The organism is Streptomyces phaeochromogenes, from assembly GCF_001418655.1.
Taxonomy (GTDB): Bacteria; Actinomycetota; Actinomycetes; order Streptomycetales; family Streptomycetaceae; genus Streptomyces; species Streptomyces phaeochromogenes.
This window is the reverse complement of record NZ_LIQZ01000420.1, coordinates 1-17,312: the sequence shown is the minus strand read 5'-3', so window position 1 is coordinate 17,312 and position 17,312 is coordinate 1. Positions and strand designations below refer to the sequence as shown.

The 17,312-nt window shown below is 68.3% G+C and carries 16 protein-coding genes; 9 read left to right on the top strand and 7 right to left on the bottom strand.

Features of this window, described 5'->3' with window-relative positions:
- Window positions 1-207: 207 nt before the first annotated feature.
- Together phoP and phoR are read right to left on the bottom strand one after the other, a co-directional pair.
- Window positions 208-888 (bottom strand): two-component system response regulator PhoP, encoded by a 681-nt coding sequence (gene phoP, locus AOK17_RS41565; RefSeq protein WP_033322296.1) that lies wholly within the window; start codon window positions 886-888, stop codon window positions 208-210.
- Window positions 885-2,162: a two-component system sensor histidine kinase PhoR gene (phoR, locus tag AOK17_RS41560; protein ID WP_055617832.1), complete on the bottom strand. Its 1,278-nt coding sequence runs from the start codon at window positions 2,160-2,162 to the stop codon at window positions 885-887. The genes phoP and phoR overlap by 4 nt, the downstream gene beginning before the upstream one ends.
- Before the next feature lie 462 nt (window positions 2,163-2,624).
- Here phoR and phoU point away from each other — a divergent pair, with 462 nt between their 5' ends.
- The 7 genes from phoU to AOK17_RS41530 all read left to right on the top strand — a co-directional run bounded on the left by phoU (window position 2,625) and on the right by AOK17_RS41530 (window position 9,691).
- Window positions 2,625-3,302 carry a phosphate signaling complex protein PhoU gene (gene phoU / locus AOK17_RS41555; RefSeq protein WP_055617831.1) on the top strand — a complete coding sequence of 226 codons (678 nt, stop codon included), beginning with the start codon at window positions 2,625-2,627 and terminating at the stop codon, window positions 3,300-3,302.
- Between the two features lie 254 nt (window positions 3,303-3,556).
- On the top strand, window positions 3,557-3,709 hold the full coding sequence (locus AOK17_RS51435; RefSeq protein ID WP_165450230.1) for a hypothetical protein: 153 nt from the start codon (window positions 3,557-3,559) through the stop codon (window positions 3,707-3,709).
- Window positions 3,710-4,678: 969 nt separating this feature from the next.
- On the top strand, window positions 4,679-5,179 hold the full coding sequence (locus AOK17_RS41550) for a DUF6082 family protein (RefSeq protein ID WP_245697700.1): 501 nt from the start codon (window positions 4,679-4,681) through the stop codon (window positions 5,177-5,179).
- 165 nt (window positions 5,180-5,344) lie between these two features.
- Entirely contained in the window at window positions 5,345-5,581 is a 237-nt protein-coding gene (locus AOK17_RS41545; protein ID WP_055617830.1) for a hypothetical protein, read from the top strand.
- 765 nt (window positions 5,582-6,346) lie between these two features.
- Window positions 6,347-8,035: a hypothetical protein gene (locus AOK17_RS51050; RefSeq protein WP_157881500.1), complete on the top strand. Its 1,689-nt coding sequence runs from the start codon at window positions 6,347-6,349 to the stop codon at window positions 8,033-8,035.
- Between the two features lie 158 nt (window positions 8,036-8,193).
- Window positions 8,194-8,676 (top strand): SLATT domain-containing protein, encoded by a 483-nt coding sequence (locus AOK17_RS49365; RefSeq protein ID WP_079053582.1) that lies wholly within the window; start codon window positions 8,194-8,196, stop codon window positions 8,674-8,676.
- Between the two features lie 565 nt (window positions 8,677-9,241).
- Window positions 9,242-9,691 carry a DUF7144 family membrane protein gene (locus AOK17_RS41530; RefSeq protein WP_055617827.1) on the top strand — a complete coding sequence of 150 codons (450 nt, stop codon included), beginning with the start codon at window positions 9,242-9,244 and terminating at the stop codon, window positions 9,689-9,691.
- A gap of 96 nt (window positions 9,692-9,787) precedes the next feature.
- Here AOK17_RS41530 and AOK17_RS41525 read toward each other — a convergent pair whose 3' ends face one another.
- Window positions 9,788-10,549, bottom strand: a complete 762-nt coding sequence (locus AOK17_RS41525) for a phosphoglyceromutase (RefSeq protein ID WP_055617834.1) — start codon at window positions 10,547-10,549, stop codon at window positions 9,788-9,790.
- 175 nt (window positions 10,550-10,724) lie between these two features.
- Here AOK17_RS41525 and AOK17_RS41520 point away from each other — a divergent pair, with 175 nt between their 5' ends.
- Window positions 10,725-12,029, top strand: coding sequence for an MDR family MFS transporter (locus AOK17_RS41520; protein WP_079053581.1), 1,305 nt, complete (start codon window positions 10,725-10,727; stop codon window positions 12,027-12,029).
- Between the two features lie 43 nt (window positions 12,030-12,072).
- Here AOK17_RS41520 and AOK17_RS41515 read toward each other — a convergent pair whose 3' ends face one another.
- Window positions 12,073-12,549 (bottom strand): DUF2000 domain-containing protein, encoded by a 477-nt coding sequence (locus tag AOK17_RS41515; protein WP_055617826.1) that lies wholly within the window; start codon window positions 12,547-12,549, stop codon window positions 12,073-12,075.
- Window positions 12,550-12,598: 49 nt separating this feature from the next.
- On the opposite strand from AOK17_RS41515, the gene AOK17_RS41510 reads away from it, so the two are divergent.
- Window positions 12,599-13,411, top strand: coding sequence for a helix-turn-helix transcriptional regulator (locus AOK17_RS41510; RefSeq protein ID WP_055617825.1), 813 nt, complete (start codon window positions 12,599-12,601; stop codon window positions 13,409-13,411).
- On the opposite strand, the gene AOK17_RS41505 is transcribed toward AOK17_RS41510, so the two are convergent.
- The 3 genes from AOK17_RS41505 to mshA all read right to left on the bottom strand — a co-directional run bounded on the left by AOK17_RS41505 (window position 13,398) and on the right by mshA (window position 17,087).
- Window positions 13,398-15,089, bottom strand: coding sequence for a glycosyl hydrolase family 28-related protein (locus tag AOK17_RS41505; protein WP_055617824.1), 1,692 nt, complete (start codon window positions 15,087-15,089; stop codon window positions 13,398-13,400). The genes AOK17_RS41510 and AOK17_RS41505 overlap by 14 nt on opposite strands.
- 167 nt (window positions 15,090-15,256) lie before the next feature.
- Window positions 15,257-15,757 (bottom strand): type III secretion system chaperone family protein, encoded by a 501-nt coding sequence (locus tag AOK17_RS41500; protein WP_055617823.1) that lies wholly within the window; start codon window positions 15,755-15,757, stop codon window positions 15,257-15,259.
- Window positions 15,750-17,087, bottom strand: a complete 1,338-nt coding sequence (mshA, locus tag AOK17_RS41495; RefSeq protein WP_055617833.1) for a D-inositol-3-phosphate glycosyltransferase — start codon at window positions 17,085-17,087, stop codon at window positions 15,750-15,752. Before mshA ends, AOK17_RS41500 begins: the two co-directional genes overlap by 8 nt.
- Between the last annotated feature and the right edge of the window lie 225 nt (window positions 17,088-17,312).

Genomic DNA, 17,312 nt, shown 5'->3' with positions numbered 1-17,312 from the left:
GGACCGCCAAGGGCGGGAACCTTGGTTATCGGTTCCCGCCCTTGGCGGTCCTGAGCGTTACGGCTCGAACTTTTGGTGCACCCTCAAGGGGATTCCTGCTTCACAGCATCGCGCCCGGATCGCTCCGGGTCTTACCAACGCTCCACAAGCGTTTAGCCTCTCCGTCCACCCGACGGCGAGGGTCACTTAACGTATCAGCATGGCGACTTAGGGCTCAAATTTGTAGCCCAGCCCGCGGACCGTCACCAGGTAGCGCGGTGCGCCCGGGTCCGGCTCGATCTTGGCGCGGAGGCGCTTGACGTGGACGTCGAGGGTCTTGGTGTCGCCCACGTAGTCGGCGCCCCAGACCCGGTCGATGAGCTGCATACGGGTCAGTACGCGGCCCGCGTTGCGCAGCAGCATCTCCAGGAGGTCGAACTCCTTGAGAGGCAGGTCGACCTTGGAGCCGGAGACGGTGACCACGTGGCGGTCCACGTCCATACGGACCGGACCGGCCTCCAGGGCCGCCGGGGTGACCTCCTCGGGCTCGCCGCGGCGGCGCAGGACGGCCCGGATACGGGCCACCAGCTCGCGGGACGAGAAGGGCTTGGTGACATAGTCATCGGCTCCTATTTCGAGCCCCACGACCTTGTCGATCTCGCTGTCCTTGGCGGTGACCATGATCACCGGGACGTTGGATCGGCTGCGCAGCTGGCGGCACACCTCGGTGCCGGGCAGTCCGGGCAGCATCAGGTCGAGGAGGACGAGGTCGGCGCCGTTGCGCTCGAACTCGTCGAGTCCGTCGGGCCCGGTGGTCGCGATGGCGACCTCGAAGCCCTCCTTGCGGAGCATGTAGGACAGAGCGTCGCTGAAGGACTCCTCGTCCTCGACGACGAGCACTCGGGTCACGGAAGGACCTCCGGGGCAGAAAACGGTTCGTACGGGGATGAGACGGTGGTCGTCCCGTCGGTCTGACCGGTCTCGTCGTCTTCGTCGAGTCCGGGTGTCTGGTCGTCGGTCGCGCGGTCGCGGGCCGCGCCCGCCTCCGGCAGCCTCAGGGTGAAGGTGGAGCCCTGACCCTCGGAGCTCCACACCGTGACCTCCCCGCTGTGCGAGGCCGCCACGTGCTTGACGATCGCGAGCCCCAGTCCCGTACCGCCGGTTGCGCGGGAGCGGGCCGGGTCGACGCGGTAGAAGCGCTCGAAGATGCGCTCCTTGTCCTTGTCGGAGATGCCGATGCCCTGGTCGGTCACGGCGATCTCGATGAGGTCTCCGCCGGGCGCGGTCACCCGGCGCGCGGCTATGCCGACCCGGGTGCGGGCGGGCGAGTAGTTGACGGCGTTCTCCACGAGGTTGCCCAGCGCGGCGGCCAGCTGACCCCGGTTGCCCCAGATACTCAGGTCGGCGGTACCGCCGGCGGCCATGGTGATCTGCTTCGCGCCGGCCTGGTGGCGGCAGCGGTCGATCGCCTCGGCGACCAGCTCGTCGATACGGACGGGCTCGGCGTCCTCCAGCGGGTCGTCGTTCTGGACCCGGGAGAGGTCGATGAGCTCCTGGACGAGGTTGGTGAGGCGGGTCGCCTCTATCTGCATGCGCCCGGCGAAGCGCTCCACGGCCTCCGGTTCCTCCGAGGCGCCCATGACCGCTTCGGAGAGCAGCGAGAGCGCGCCGACGGGCGTCTTGAGCTCATGGCTGACGTTGGCGACGAAGTCGCGTCGTACGGCCTCGATGCGGCGGGCCTCGGTGAGGTCCTCGACGAGGAGCAGTACGAGCCGGGAGCCGAGCGGCGCCACCCGGGCGGACACGGCGAGTGCCTCGCCGCGGCCGGTGCCCCGCCGGGGCAGGTCCAGCTCGACCTGCCGTATCTCCCCGTCCCTGCGGGTGTCGCGCGCCATCTGGAGCATCGGCTCGACGGCCAGTTTTCCGCCCCGGACGAGACCGAGGGCGTAGGCTGCCGAGCTGGCCTTGACCACGGCGTCGGCCTCGTCGAGGACGACCGCGGAGGAGCGGAGCACGGACAGGACCGTGTCCACGCCCGGCGGAAGCACCGGGTCCGTGTGCAGAGAGGTGCGGGTGGGGCGTTTCTGTTCCCGCTCGCTCCAGCGGAACGCCAGCATGGCGATGACACCGGTAAGTACACCGGCGATCGCTGCCGCTGCGGCGACCGCCGCGTTCACGTCCATGGCTCCAGGTTAGGCACGCTGTACGCCCCGGTCACAGCCGTCCGAGGGTGGACTCGAACACTCGTCGCCCAGAGTTCACCCTGGAGACCATGCTGGTTCACTTCGTACGAGGGCAATGGGCACGCCTCCCACCAGGGAGAAGAGGCGGTGTCGCCCAGAGTTCACCTGGGGGCCAGTGATGGTTCATTTGACGGGGCGGAAACCGACGCGTTCAGGCCGGACCGTGGGAGCGTGGGGTTCGAGGGCCTGTGTCGAAAGTGGCGTCGTCCGCCCGAAGGGCGGGCCGGGCGGCGTCTGGTGCGTGCTCCGGGCGTGCCGGGCGGAGGCCCGCGTACTGGACGTACTCGGGCTTTCGCCCGGTGCGGCCGGAGTGCGTGCCAGACGCCGCCCGGCAGGCGACACTTTCGACGCAGGCCCTAGCCCCCTGAACCCCCCGAATGAGACGTAGAGAGGGACATCCTGATGCGGGACGCGTACCACGAGGAACTTGACTCGATCGGCGAGGGCCTGGTCGAGATGGCCCGTCTCGTCGGCTCGGCGATCGGTCGCGCGACGACGGCGATCCTCGACTCCGACCTGAAGCTGGCGGAGAGCGTGATCGCCGGCGACCAGAGGGTCGACGATCTCCAGCACGAGCTGGAGGCGCGGGCGATAGCCCTGCTGGCCCGGCAGCAGCCGGTCGCCACCGACCTGCGGATCGTCGTCACCTCGCTCCGGATGTCCGCCGACCTGGAGCGCTCCGGCGACCTCGCCCAGCATGTGGCGAAGCTCGCACGGCTCCGCTTCCCGGAGCGCGCGATCCCGCACGACCTGCACGCCACGATCCTGGAGATGGGCCAGCTCGCGCAGCGTCTGATGGCGAAGGCCGCGGAGGTCATCATCACCAAGGACGTCGACCTCGCGCTGCAGCTGGAGCAGGACGACGACGCGATGGACCTCCTCCACCGCACCCTCTTCCAGCACCTGCTGGACGACCGGTGGAAGCACGGCATCGAGACGGCCGTGGACGTGACGCTGCTCGGCCGTTACTACGAGCGGTTCGCCGACCACGCGGTGTCCGTGGCCAACCGTGTGGTGTACCTGGTGACGGGCGAGCACGCGGACGAGCTCCAGTCCGCGCCGCAGGTGGAAGGGGCGTAGGCCTCCGGCGGTGGCCGGGCTCCTGTGGGGGCGGGGCTGATGAGGTGCGTGGATGGGCGGGTACTGGCGCGGGTGATCCCCGGCTGGTCTCGCCCACGCGGCGGAGCCGCACATTGATACGGCCCCGCGCTCCTGGGCGGTGTGCGCCGGGCGCATCGAATCGGTGCGGGGCGCGCGAGCCTCTGTGCGCCGTTGATGCGCCCGACCGGGTGGGCATGCAATGGGTGTAGGCACAAGCCTTCGAGGAGGGACCCATGGCCGAATCCCCCACCACGCCCGACCCGACCCAGGACCGCGAGACCGAGCAGCCCGCCGAGATCAAGAGCCTGCCACTCTTCGGCGCCTGCGGCTGCGGCTCGGGCTGCGGCTGCGGGTGCCAGTCCGGCAATCCGTGCCAGTGCGGCTGACCGCGCCGGGGCGCTCGATGCTCCGGGGCCGGTGATGTGCCGACTCGGTTGACGCGCCGGCGCCGCTGATCACGTACGACGCATGACTGCGAACGACTGACCGGGAATGACTGCGAACGGGCCCCACTTCAGGTGCGGGGCCCTTTCGTATGTACGGTCGCGGAACGCTTTCGTGCGTACGGCATGGCGCGTACGGTCGCCGCTCCGGGTCAGTACCAGCCCCGTTCCGGCGTGGTCCGCAATGGTCTACGTGGTGACCGTGCCATCGTTCGGTCCCTCCACGGTGAGGTACGCGGTCGTACCGCCGATACGCTTGGTGAAGCAGTCGCGGCCCGAGTCGTTGCCCGGCCACCAGCCGTTCCTCCCCGCGGCTTCGCGGCAGTACCTAGGCCGTCTGCCTCGTGCCGTCGTAGACGGTAAATGTTCCCGCGTACACCCAGAGATCGGCGTCGCAGCCCTTGTACGGCTCGGGCTCGTTGCCGCCGCTATCCCGCCCGGTATCGGATCGAGCTCGATCGCGACCGCCAGCCGGGCTGGCGAGCTTGGCCCCCACTATGTGTCCTCGCCCTCGCAAGGGATCTCGGATGGCGGAGGACGCTGTCGCAAGCCACGCAGGATCGTGCGGGCTCGTCCAGGACCTCATGAACATCCCTATTCAGCTCGTCGCTGCCTGCCGTGGGGTCGGTGAAGCCCTGTTGAGCCACTTCGTCAAGAGCCGGCCGCCCCAACCGACGCTTCGTGACGGCCCCAGGGGCACAGAGAAGGCACAACAACGGGTCCTGCCGCCGAGCGCCACCTCCATGCGCTGCCTATCCGCACTGGCACCGGGAGGGTTCACCAAGCAGCCTGGGATTGAAGTCTGCCGGTAAGCGCCGTGTCGATCGGTCGCCGGATCGGCTCGGCGGCACCGAAGCGGGGAAACAGATGGTCACACGCAAGGTTGGGCGTCGGAACCGAAGCGCCGTATCGGTGAAGCATGTCATCGCGGCCACGCTCGTACGCGTCACGGCGTTCCGCATCCACGTCTCGCTACGACGACTCGAAGCCCTCGTTCAGGAGAAGCAGCGACGGGACACGCTGACCGAGTACCGACGGGACCACCACCGACTGATCGGGCGGGCCACCGAGGATCCGTCGCTCCTTCCGGGACTCGACGCATACGAGGGAGATCTGCACCCAAACACCCACCGTCGGCATCTGTTCGCGAACACCCTCTACCAGCATGCCTATCAGGGGTATCAGCTCGGCGTGCTCAGCCTTGCCGACCTGCACGGCCACCTCCGCTACATCTTCCAGAGCCGCGCCATGCGCGAGTACTGGGAGGCGACCCGGCATCACAGGGCGAGCCTGGTGGCGGACTCGGAGGAGGCCGAACTCGGCAGGATGGTCGACGCTCTCGTGGCGGCCCTGGACCACGCCGAGGCGAACGGGGACGACTGGTGGGTCGCCGGAGACACCCCTGAGAATTGACGCCTGTGCCATCGGGGTCGGAACCACCCACACCATCAGCGATGCGTATATGCCTCCTTCTGGGTGAGGAATGCGCGCGGGATTCCTCTTAGCCACAACTGCCTGGCCACAGAGGTAACTTGGGCGCCCAACCATCACTTCGATCAGGGCAAGGACCGAACCACTTTGAAGATCGTTCGCCGCGTTGGGGCATCCCCAGCCGAGCGAGGAAGTGTCGGAGGCCAGGCCTGTCCCGACATCTTCGAACTCGCCGACGGCAGCTTCGCCATCATCGGAACCGACGAGACCGACCACATCGACTGCAGCCTCCCCGACGATGCCTCCCGCGCCGAGAACGAGCGGATAGTCGTCATCACCCGAGACACACTAGTTCGCGCCAAGGCCGACATTCCGGACTCCTGACACCTCCTTCCCACAGGCCGAGTTCGCCATGCCCCACCCTTTCAAAGCCCGGGCGAGCGACGGTTGCAAGCAGTAGGGCGGCAGCTGTGCCGAGCTGCCGCCCCGCTCGCTCCTGTGTTGCGAGCCCCGGATACTCCGAGTCCAAGGCCACCGTTGCCGGCCTCAACACTTTTACTGCCGAGGTGAAGACCTCTACTGAGGCTGCCTGTAGCGGGCTCGACGGCAGAGGGCGCCCATACACAGTCCCAGCGCTGTCCTGGCACGTTCGCGCCGACACCATCCGCCAACCGGTGGTTCCTGTCGAACTACTACGCTCTTGCGATGATGATGCTGTGGGCCGTGGCCGAGTTGACTCCCGTGGCCATAAGTAAAGACGAGGTGCACTTTACGGCCGAGCTGGTGCAGTAGGGACCTTACAGGTAGCACTTGGACGGCGTAAGCACTTCCCAGGGTTCTACAGATCTGCGATACCTGAATTACCCGCAGAAAGTCCACGACGTCAAGGGGATTTCGGGTGAGGGGTATTGCCGTCTGGCTGCGAATGGGGCGAAGGGCGCCGTGCAGGAACAGGATCGGTTATGGATGCGTCTAGTGCTGGTGGCAGTGGTGAGCGTGGCAGTAGGGTTGCTGGCCACATTGTGGGGGTCAGAGGTATGGGCAGGAGTGTTGGGGGCAGCGATTGCGGCTGTGGTCAGCGTGGCTACGGTCGGAGTGCACACAGAGTGGCAGCGACAGGCAGAGTTTGCTCGCCGTCGGCCTGGGGCATTGGCGATCGCCACATCTGACGGGCAATTTCCGCTGGTGCGCAACTTACGCGACCCGGTGGCCGTGGGCGTGCATCCATCAGAGGCATTGGAATTGGCCGGGACAATCGATCGACTGCCGGCTTATGTAACTCGTGACCTAGAACCCCAGCTGCACAGCGCGCTACGCCGCGGTGGATTTGTGCTGCTGGTTGGAGAATCCACCGCAGGCAAGACGCGTGCGGCGTTTGAAGCGATGCGGCTGCTCTTACCGGACTACCACTTTCTCGCTCCCTCGACGCGAGAAGCCGTGGAGGTGCTGCTGGAGGACTGGGGAGGTACCGGTGATTGTGTGGTGTGGCTGGATGACCTGGAGCGCTTTCTGGGCCCAGGTGGGTTGACCTTGTCAGCCCTGCATCGCCTCCTGGCGCCTCAGGACAGGGTGGTGGTGTTGGCCACCATGCGCAGTCACGAGTACACCCGCTACGGCGACCGTGCGGAACGCGAGGTCTCCGGAGTCGATCAGGAAGTTTGGCGTCAAGGGCGGTCTGTACTTCGGCAGGCCCAGGTGGTGCACATCGAGCGACGGTGGACCGTGGCGGAGCGGACGCGTGCTCGAGCGCTGGTAGCTGATCCTCGATTGAGTCGGGCGCTGGCGGGAGGTGAACGGTTCGGGGTGGCCGAGATGCTCGCTGCTGGACCAGAGTTGGCGCAGGCCTGGCAGCATGGCTGGGTCCCTGGGCACCATCCTCGTGGAGCGGCCTTGGTGGCCGCCGCGGTCGACGCTCGTCGGGCGGGCTATCACCGACCCATGCCCGCGGAGGTGCTCCAGCGACTGCATGAGAGCTACCTTGAGCGCCGCGGGGGACCTGAGTTGCGTCCTGAGCCCTTCCAGGAAGCCTTGACTTGGGCCTTGGCTTCGACCGTCCCGGCCGGAGCGAACAGCCTCTTGCTCGGCGACGCCATCCGCGGCTATTTGGCCTTCGACTATCTGATCGACCTCCCGACACAGGAGCCGATCCTGGAAGCCTTGTGGCAGGTGGTGTTGGAGCTTGCCCCGGTACACGAGGCTTATACCATCGCATGCAACGCTTGGTTGGCGGGCAGCTTCGAGTCTGCTCACCCAACGTTGCGCCGGGCAGCCCAAGCCGGTATCGGTCAAGCCGAAGGCATGCTCTTTGAGTTCGGCATGCCACTCCAGTCAGCGGAGAGAGCGCTGATTTCCGCCCAGCGAAGGCTGCAGGCCCTCCGGCAAGAACTTGGAGACAATCACGAAGACTGCCTGATGGCAGAGAGCCAAGTCTCGACCTTCACCGCGCATTGCGGCCGCTATGACGAAGCCATCCTCCTGTCCAGTGAACTGGAGCACAGAGCCGCCTCCGTGTTCGGCAGCGAGCATCGCATTGTCCTGGGCATAAAGTTCGGCGTGGCTTGGTCAACGTTCTCCTCCGGCGCTCATCACGAGGGCCTGGAGTTGCTGGATTCCGCTGTGCGGGAGAGTACCCGCGTGCTGGGTCCTAGGGATTTGGCCGTGCTTGATCGCCGTTGGTGGATAGCCAAACTGCTCACTGACGCCGGTCGTGAACGCGAGGCCCGAGAGCGGATCCGCTCTTTGCAGAGTGATTGCGTTTTCATCCCAACTGGCCACCCAGTCAAAGTAAGAGTGGAACGCCTCTCAAACAGACTTCAGCAATCACCACAGAACCCATAGAAGCGGAAGTTCTCTACTCCTTTTACTACTACTGAGCCGCATCAACGCGCCTTGCGGCCGATCACCAGGCTGATGCAGTTCGGGTGGTGACGGGCCACAACGCTGCCGTGCATGGCGAATCGGTTCCCTGCAGGCCCTGCTGAGGACACCATGGAGCCATGCGCCGAAGGACACCGGATACCAACACCTGGCTGGACTCCCCCGACCCCGTACTTGCCCTGGCTCAGGGCGACTTGGCCTTCTACGAGAAAACGCGGGACTCGGCCCGTCGTTGGTATCGCCTGAGCGAACTGGGCGCCCTTGCCACGTCATCGTCCACGGTGGTGGCGGCAGGACTCGGCGCCCCGGCATGGCTGACCGCTCTCATCGCGGGTGGGGCCCTCTTCTTCACCGGTTTTCGCCAAGTCTTCGCGCACGGCCCCCGCTATGTACTGGCATCGCAGTCACGTGAGGTCCTGCGACGAGCCGTCAACCGGTATCAACTGCTGCCTGAATCCGAACGTAACGAAGGGGCCCGGCAACAACTACTCGGAGCCGTCGAGCGGGTCGGCGACGAGGAACTCCGCCAGTGGGTCGAGCAACGAAACCAGACCTCGGTGGGCCGCAGCGAGCCATCAGCAAGCCCCGCTCCCCTGACCTGACCCGCTCGCCCGCGGAGCCCGGCTTCTCAGTTCGGGAAGCCAGGATCGGAGTCATCAACTCCACTCCCCACAAGGCCAGATGCAGCTTGTAGGGTCGCCCGGTGGACTGGGCTGCCCCTGCAAGTGCGCTGATCGGTGGGGGCATCGCCGTCGTCTCCGGCTGGACGGTGGAGCGAGGCCGGTGGAAGTGCGAGTAACGACGGCACGAGCGAGATCGACGCACGACCCTCTACGCCGACTACCTTGCGGCCGCCCTCTCCGGCAGGGAGCAGATCCGGCACGCGAGCCGGTGCCATGAGCTGCCCGAGACGACTTCAACGACACCCGCCAGGAACTCAGAGACGGGATGCGAGCGGACTTGGACTCTCTGCGCCAGGCAAACGCGCGAGGCCGACCGAGCCTTCCCCATCGCGCGCCCCTGTGACCCGTGATCCAAGATCGACGAAGTCGCGCCCCGGCTTCGGAATGCCGACCGGGAGACGTCGTGCCACGCTGAGACCGGGGATCGAGTCAGTCCGGGTGCTCGGAGCCGGACCGGACGGCTCTGCGACCCGAGGAGGCCGGCATGGCCAGTTATGCCACGCAACACAAATCGGCCGACGCGACCGATCCGCGCCCCTGGCACGGGCCCACGTCCGGGATCACCGTCTTCGCCGCGGTGCTGATGATGTTCGGTGGAGCGATGGCGATCTTCGAGGGGATCGCGGCCGTCGCCAAGGACGACCTGTTCATCTCGACACGCAACTACGTGTTCGAGTTCAGCCTGGCGGGCTGGGGCTGGGTCCACCTCATCCTGGGAGTCGTCCTCGTCTTCGCGGGTTGCGCGGTGCTCACCGGGGCACTCTGGGCACGCTTCTTCGGCGTGCTCGTGGCAGGCCTGGGCGCGCTCGCCAACTTCCTGTGGGTGCCGTACTACCCGCTCTGGGCCCTGGCCCTGGTCGCCGTCAACATCTTCGTCGTCTGGGCGCTCTGCACGGGCATGCACCGAGAGGCCGGGGACGGCCGGGTGACCTGACACGCGCTCATGCCCGACCGCCGGGCACCTTCCCATGCCAAAAGCCCCCGCCCCGCGAGGAAATCGCGGGGCGAGGGCTTTCAGGTATGTGCTTGTTTACTTCTTCTTGCCCTGGTTCTTCACAGCCTCGATCGCAGCCGCCGCCGCGTCCGGGTCCAGGTAGGTTCCGCCCGGGTTCAGCGGCTTGAAGTCGGCGTCGAGTTCGTAGGCGAGGGGGATGCCCGTGGGGATGTTCAAGCCTGCGATGTCCGCGTCCGAGACACCGTCCAGGTGCTTGACGAGGGCGCGGAGGCTGTTGCCGTGGGCCGCGACCAGGACCGTGCGGCCGGCCAGGAGGTCGGGGACGATGCCGTCGTACCAGTACGGGAGCATGCGGACGACGACGTCCTTCAGGCACTCCGTGCGGGGGCGGAGCTCCGGGGGGATCGTCGCGTAGCGCGGGTCGTCCGACTGGGAGAACTCCGTGCCGTCCTCAAGGGGCGGGGGCGGGGTGTCGTACGAGCGGCGCCACAGCATGAACTGCTCCTCGCCGAACTCCGCGAGGGTCTGCGCCTTGTCCTTGCCCTGCAGCGCACCGTAGTGGCGCTCGTTCAGGCGCCAGGAGCGGTGGACCGGGATCCAGTGGCGGTCCGCCGACTCCAGCGACAGCTGGGCGGTGCGGATCGCGCGCTTCTGGAGCGAGGTGTGGACCACATCGGGGAGAAGGCCGGCGTCCTTCAGAAGCTCGCCGCCGCGGACTGCCTCCTTCTCGCCCTTCTCGTTGAGGTTGACGTCCACCCAGCCGGTGAACAGGTTCTTCGCGTTCCATTCGCTCTCGCCGTGGCGGAGGAGGATCAGCTTGTACGGTGCGTCGGCCATGCGCATGAGCGTAATCCAAGGCTTTGATCCGTTGCGCGCCCGCCCGGCAGCCGGACACGCATCCGCTCGGCAGCCGGACAGTTGACGGGATCTGTTAAATGGCTGGCCCTCCCCCGCGATGGATTCGTAACGTGTGCCTACCGCTCCAGCCGCTTACATCCGTGGGGGATCCGCCATGACCGCCGCCGCCCTGAGACGTGTCACGCGCGAGACGCTCTCCGGTCTTCCCCGTGAGTTCTGGTGGCTGTGGACCAGCACACTCGTGAACCGGCTCGGCGCGTTCGTCGCCACCTTCATGGCGCTCTACCTCACCCTCGACCGCGGCTACTCCGCCTCGTACGCCGGACTGGTCGCCGCACTCCACGGGCTCGGCGGAGTCATCTCCTCCCTCGGCGCGGGCGTCATGACGGACCGGCTCGGACGGCGGCCCACCCTGCTCGTCGCCCAGTCGTCGACCGCCGTCTCCGTCGCGCTGCTCGGCTTCGTGCACCACCCGGTCGCCATCGCCGGCGTCGCCTTCCTGGTCGGAATGGCCAGCAACGCCTCCCGGCCCGCGGTGCAGGCGATGATGGCCGACATCGTCCGGCCCGAGGACCGCGTCCGGGCCTTCTCCCTCAACTACTGGGCGATCAACCTGGGGTTCGCCGTCTCCGCCATGGGGGCCGGGTTCATCGCCGAGTACAGCTACCTCGCCGGCTTCCTCATCGAGGCCGCGATGACCATGATCTGCGCGATCCTCGTCTTCGCGAAGCTGCCCGAGTCCCGGCCCGAGCGGGTCTCCAAGGGGGTCGACGAACCCGAGGTCGGGCTCGGGACCGTACTGCGCGACGGGCGCTTCATGAGCGTCGTCGGACTGTCCTTCCTCGTCGCGCTGATCTTCCAGCAGGGGTATCTGGGCCTGCCCGTGGCGATGGGCGAGGCCGGGTTCACCCCCGCCGACTACGGCATGGCGATCGCGGTCAACGGCGTCCTCATCGTCGTCCTCCAGATCCCCGTCACCCGCTTCATCCAGCACCGGGACCCGAGGCGGCTCCTCGTCCTCTCGTCCCTCCTCGCCGGGTACGGGTTCGGGCTCACCGCCTTCGCCGGCTCGGTCGGCGTCTTCGCGCTCACGGTCTGCGTCTGGACCCTCGCCGAGATCGTCAACGCGCCCACCCAGACCAGCCTCGTCGTCGGCCTCTCCCCCACCCACGGCCGTGGCCGCTACCAGGGCATGTACACCATGTCCTGGTCCGTCGCCGCCCTCGTCGCGCCCCTGATGTCCGGTTTCGTCATCGACCGGTACGGGGCGGAGTGGCTGTGGGGCGCGTGCGCGGTCATCGGCACGGTCACCGGGGGCGGGTACTGGGCCCTGATGCGCAACCTGCCGACCCACGACCAGCACGACCCGGAGGACCTGCACAACCCGGAGGACCAGCACAACCCGGAGGCAGCCGAGGAGCCTCTTCCCACCGCCAAGCCCGAGGTCAGCGCGGCATAAGCCGGCCCCGCCCCACGCATCCCACGGCGTGCTCCCGTACGCCTCAGGGGTGCATCCGCGCCCCCTTGATCACCTTGTCCACCGCGTTGCGCGGCCCGTACACAGCTAGCCCCACCAGGTCCAGCTCCGCCGTCGGTACGGCCCGGACCGCCGCCCGGTTGTCGCGGTCGTTGCCCGTGGTGAACAGGTCGGAGGTGAAGAGCGCGCGGGGCAGGGCACGGGACAGCACGCGCGCGTGGGCCGCCGTCAGCGTCTCCTTCGTACCCTCGAAGACCAGGACCGGCTGGCGGAACATCGGCAGGTAACCGACACCGTCGGCGTCCGCGTACGGCTCCCCGACCACCTCGGGGACCGACGGCCCGATCCCGCTCACGAGGAACGCGGTCACGTTCAGCCGCTGCCACGGCTCCAGGTCCTCCCGCAGCAGGACGGCGATCTTGGTGTCGAAGCGGACGGGCTCGGCGGGGGCGGGTTCCGTGGAAACGCGGGCGGGTTCCGTGGGAAGGGGTTCAGCGTTCATGCATTGAGACTGCCGAGCCACGTACACCTCCGTCTTGTACGTTCTTTGCATGGTCGCCCAGCGTGAGGTCTCCGCGTGGCGCCCGCGCGTACCGGGTGTCGTGGAGGTGTTCCACGCCCATTTCACGGAGTACGCGTATCCGATGCACGTCCATGACGCGTGGACGCTGCTGATCGTCGACGCGGGGGCCGTGCGGTACGACCTCGACCGGCACGAGCACGGCACGCCGCACGACACGGTCTCGCTGCTCCCGCCGCACGTCCCGCACAACGGCTCGCCTGTCACGCCGTCCGGCTTCCGCAAGCGGGTGCTGTACCTGGACCTCAGCCGGCTCGACGAGACCTATATCGGCCCGGCGGTGGACACCCCGGACCTCGTCGACCCCGTACTGCGGACGCGCGTCGGGCAGTTGCACAGCGCCCTCGCACACCCCGGCGACGAGCTGGAGGCGGAGAGCAGGCTCACCCTGATCGGCGAGCGGCTGCGCGGTCATCTGCGCCCGCGGGCAGGAACGCCTACCGGGGACGATCCCCCGCGTCGCCCCGACCGCACCCTCGCCCACGACCTGCGTGAACTCCTCGACGAGCGGCTCGTCCAGGGGGTGAACCTGGAGGAGGCCGCGCGTCTGGTGCACGCCCACCCCGCCCACCTGGTGCGGGCGTTCAGCGGTGCCTTCGGGATCGCCCCGCACCAGTACCTGATGTCCCGCCGCGTCGACCGGGCCCGCCGGCTCCTGCTCGACGGCCGTACACCGGGCGAGGTGGCGGCGGAGACCGGCTTCTACGACCAGTCGCATCTGACCCGGCACTTCAAACGGCTGGTCGGGGTGGCCCCGGGGCGCTACCGCCTCAGCGCGCGCTGAACGTCCGGGACCGAACGTCCGGGATCTCGCGCTGGGCCTCGTACAGGTTCCGCGGCCGTACCATCCCCGAGGTCCCGTAGAGCTCCAGGCGGGAATGCAGGTCTCCGGAGAAGTCGGGTACGTCGATCTGGTCGAACTCCGTCACCTCGTTGATGCCGACCGTGGCGCTGTAGGGGGCGAGGCCGTCGATCCTCGTCAGGCCGGCGCGGGCGTTGGTGACGCGGATGTTCCAGTGAGTGAAGCGGGCGCCGAAGAGCGGTCCGGCAATGGCATCGCCGCCGTGGCGGCCGTTGTTGGTGACCGTGATGTCGGTGCGGACGTTCGCGAAGGGCATGCCCCGGTGGGTGTCGAAGGTGCCCATCCGCATGTCACCGCGCGACCAGACGTTGTACGAGGACAGCCCCTCCACGTTGATGCCGTGGAGCTGGGTGCCCGCGGGGGCCGGGGCCGTGCGCTCCTCGATGACGAAGTCCTCGACGAGGTTGTCGTGCGAACCCTCGCGGCAGAAGTACGGGTGGTGCGTCCCCCGGCCCGCGACCCGGGTGTCGCGCAGGGTGCAGGCGGAGGCGGACACCAGGCCGAAGCCGTTGTCCATGTGCCGTACGACGATGTCGTCGGCCCAGCAGTCGTACGCGCACTGGAAGGTGACGCCGTTGTGGCCCCGGTCGAGGAGGTGCGGGGCCTGCGGGGTCTCGACGGCTTCGAGGGTGAGGCCCTCGACGCCCGAGCCGGTCAGTGCCTCCACGTGGGTGGTGAGGCGCGGGTCCCATTCGGGGCGGGTGTCGAGCGGGAGCGGTCGTTCCAGGGTGACTTTTCTGCCCCGCACGCGCGCGATGCGCACGGGCCACTCGTACGGGACGTAGCTGGTCAATTTTGTCTTGTCGTCCCAGCGGTACGCCTCCTGGCCCGGGCCGCCGCCCGCCATGTGCTCCAGGAGGGTGTGCCCGGTGTCGTCGGCGAGGCGGAGGAGGACGAGCCGGCCGGGTCTGAGTCGTCGGGGGTCCGCGACCGTCACCGTCCAGGAGCCCCGGCGGGCGGGCTCGACCGTCGTCAGGGTCTCCCACTCGTCCCGCTTGTTGCCGGTCCAGCCCTCGAAGGGCCAGGCCTTCGCCTTGATCGCGCTCATCAGGCTGTCGAAGCGGTCCGCCGGGCAGAACCAGATGAGGCCGCCCGCCCATGACCAGGACGACTTGTCGCCGCCGTAGCGCGAACCGTAGGCGCCGATCAGCTCGGTGAGACTGCGGGTCGCGTACAGCTTCGTACGGGCGCTGCCGGCGCCGCGCAGGACGACGTTCGAGTGTCCGACGTGGATCAGGCCGTCGAGGCGGTAGGTGCCGGGCGGGATGAGAACCGTGCCGCCGCCGGCCCTTCCGGCGGCAGCGGCGGCACGGTTGATCGCGGGGGCGGAGTCGGCCGAGCCGTCCGCCGTGGCGCCGTACGCGCGGACGTCGGCCACGACGGGGCGGCGGGGGAAGTGCGCCGCCCCTGCGCGTTGACCGGCCCTGCCGATGTACGGGATCTGCGGGTGTGTGAAGGGGGTGCGGGTGAACTCGCGCCAGAGGGCGGGCACTTGCCCGGTGACTGCCGCCGCCGGTCCGCCGGTCACGGCGCCGGCCGCCACCGCTGTCGCGCTGCCGAGCAGGGCCCGTCTGGTGGGGCCCTCCCAACGGTCACTCATACCGAACCGCCTTCCAGGGATGGGGATTTCCATGGATGTGAACGAAGTTCAGATGTGCGTTGGCGGTGAGCATGACACGCTCCCCTTGCACGGGAAAAGAGTCGTGCAGGGGTTGATTGACAGTTGCTCGATGGTTGCGTGATGGAGAGTTAGTACGGACCAGTTGGTCAGTCGGTCGAACGACGAGTCAGATGACTGAACGCGTCGAGGTTGCGCGTGGACTCGCCGCGCGACACCCGCCAGGCGTACTCCTTGCGGATCGCGGAGGCGAAACCGAGCTCCAGGAGGGTGTTGAAGCTGCCGTCGGCGGCCTCCAGGACCGAGCCGAGCAGCCGGTCGATCTCGTCGGCGGTGACCGCGGCGAGCGGGAGCTTGCCCGCCACGTAGATGTCGCCGAGGGAGTCGACCGCGTAACTCACGCCGTAGAGCTTGAGGTTGCGCTCAAGGAGCCAGCGGTGCACGCCGGGCTCGTTCTCGTCCGGGTGCCGGATGACGAAGGCGTTGAGCGACAGGGAGTGCCTGCCGACGATCAGCGAGACGGTCGTGGACAGCTTGCGGGTGCCGGGCAGCTTCACCACGAAGTGGCCGGGCTCCGGACTCTCCCACTCGATCTCGGCGTCCTTCAGGACCTCCTCGATGGTCCCCGCCGCGCTCTCCACATCAGCCATGGTGGGAGCGTACGTGACGCCTGTGCTCGTGCATCGCCGCCGTGTAGACGTCCGCCGTGGCGGCGGCGGAGGTGTCCCAGCCGAAGGACTTGGCGTGCCAGGCGGCAGCCGCGCCCATCCGGTCCGGGAGCGCCCGGTTGTCGGCGAAATCGCGCAGCACGCGCGCGTAGTCGACGGGATTGTGGCCCGGGACCAGAAAGCCCGTCTCCTTGTGCCGCACCGCGACGGGCAGACCGCCCACCGCTGCCGCGAGCACCGGCGTACCCGCCGCCTGTGCCTCTATGGCGACGAGCCCGAAGGACTCGCTGTAGGAAGGCATCACGAGGACGGACGCGGCCCGGAACCAGTCGGCGAGCTGTTCCTGGCCGACCGGCGGCCGGAACCGTACGACGTCGGCGATGCCGAGCCGGGCGGCGAGTTTCTGCAGGCCCTCGGGCTTGGCGAGGCCGCTGCCGCTCGGGCCGCCCACGATGGGCACCACGATGTTCGAGCGGAGCTCGGGCCGCTCGTCCAGGAGGACGGCGACCGCGCGCAGCAGCACGTCGGGGGCCTTCAGAGGCTGGATGCGGCCGGCGAAGAGCGGTATGAGGGCGTCCTGCGGCAGGCCGAGCCGGTCGCGCGCGGCGGCGCGTCCGTCGGCCGGGCGGAAGCGGTCGAGGTTCACGCCCGGGTGGACGACCGCGACCTTGCCGGGCTCGGCCTCGTAGTGCCGTACGAGCTCGTCGGCCTCTTCGGAGGTGTTGGCGATGAGGCGGTCGGCGGCGCGCACGATCTGCGTCTCGCCGATGACCCGGGCAGCCGGTTCGGGGGTGTCGCCGTCGGCCAGGGCGGCGTTCTTGACCTTCGCCATGGTGTGCATCGCGTGCACCAGGGGCGCGCCCCAGCGCTCGGCGGCCAGCCAGCCGACGTGGCCGGAGAGCCAGTAGTGCGAGTGGACCAGGTCGTAGTAGCCGGGCCGATGACCGGCCCAAGCCTGCATCACCCCGTGCGTGAAGGCACAGAGCTGGGCGGGCAGATCCTCCTTGGCGAGCCCTTCGTACGGGCCGGCGTCCACATGCCGTACGAGGACTCCGGGCGCGAGTTCCACCTTGGGCGGCAGCGCCCCGGTCGTCGCGCGCGTGAAGATCTCGACCTCGATGTTGATCGCGGCGAGGCGCTGGGCGAGCTCCACGATGTAGACGTTCATGCCGCCCGCGTCGCCGGTGCCCGGCTGGTGCAGGGGTGAGGTGTGCACGGAGAGCATCGCGACGCGGCGCGGGCGGCGGTGCAGCCTCAGCCTCGAAGGGGTCGCCGGGGAGCGGCGCCCGAGCCTGCTCACGTACTGGCTCACGTGGCGTTCCTCCTTGCTGCGGACCTGCTCTGACCGGGTTGCGGGCATGCCTGACGGAGGACGTGAAGCGCCCTCCAGCTCCTTGAACGCCGGAGCACTCTGCTCCATTTCCTCTTTGCCGAATCATTGCCGGGGGTCGCTCAACCGTTCGATGGTGTGTTGCGTGGGGGATGCGGGTGGGCGCTGCTTTTCCTCGCCCCCGCCGCCCCTACCCATTCCCGTCCC

Bases quoted from the DNA above. Each gene is read 5' to 3' on its own strand.
- phoR (WP_055617832.1), bottom strand. From the start codon at position 2,162: ATGGACGTGAACGCGGCGGTCGCCGCAGCGGCAGCGATCGCCGGTGTA.
- phoU (WP_055617831.1), top strand. From the start codon at position 2,625: ATGCGGGACGCGTACCACGAGGAACTTGACTCGATCGGCGAGGGCCTG.
- AOK17_RS51435 (WP_165450230.1), top strand. From the start codon at position 3,557: ATGGCCGAATCCCCCACCACGCCCGACCCGACCCAGGACCGCGAGACC.
- AOK17_RS49365 (WP_079053582.1), top strand. From the start codon at position 8,194: ATGCGCCGAAGGACACCGGATACCAACACCTGGCTGGACTCCCCCGAC.
- AOK17_RS41530 (WP_055617827.1), top strand. From the start codon at position 9,242: ATGGCCAGTTATGCCACGCAACACAAATCGGCCGACGCGACCGATCCG.
- AOK17_RS41525 (WP_055617834.1), bottom strand. From the start codon at position 10,549: ATGGCCGACGCACCGTACAAGCTGATCCTCCTCCGCCACGGCGAGAGC.
- AOK17_RS41520 (WP_079053581.1), top strand. From the start codon at position 10,725: ATGACCGCCGCCGCCCTGAGACGTGTCACGCGCGAGACGCTCTCCGGT.
- AOK17_RS41515 (WP_055617826.1), bottom strand. From the start codon at position 12,549: ATGAACGCTGAACCCCTTCCCACGGAACCCGCCCGCGTTTCCACGGAA.
- AOK17_RS41510 (WP_055617825.1), top strand. From the start codon at position 12,599: ATGGTCGCCCAGCGTGAGGTCTCCGCGTGGCGCCCGCGCGTACCGGGT.
- AOK17_RS41505 (WP_055617824.1), bottom strand. From the start codon at position 15,089: ATGAGTGACCGTTGGGAGGGCCCCACCAGACGGGCCCTGCTCGGCAGC.
- AOK17_RS41500 (WP_055617823.1), bottom strand. From the start codon at position 15,757: ATGGCTGATGTGGAGAGCGCGGCGGGGACCATCGAGGAGGTCCTGAAG.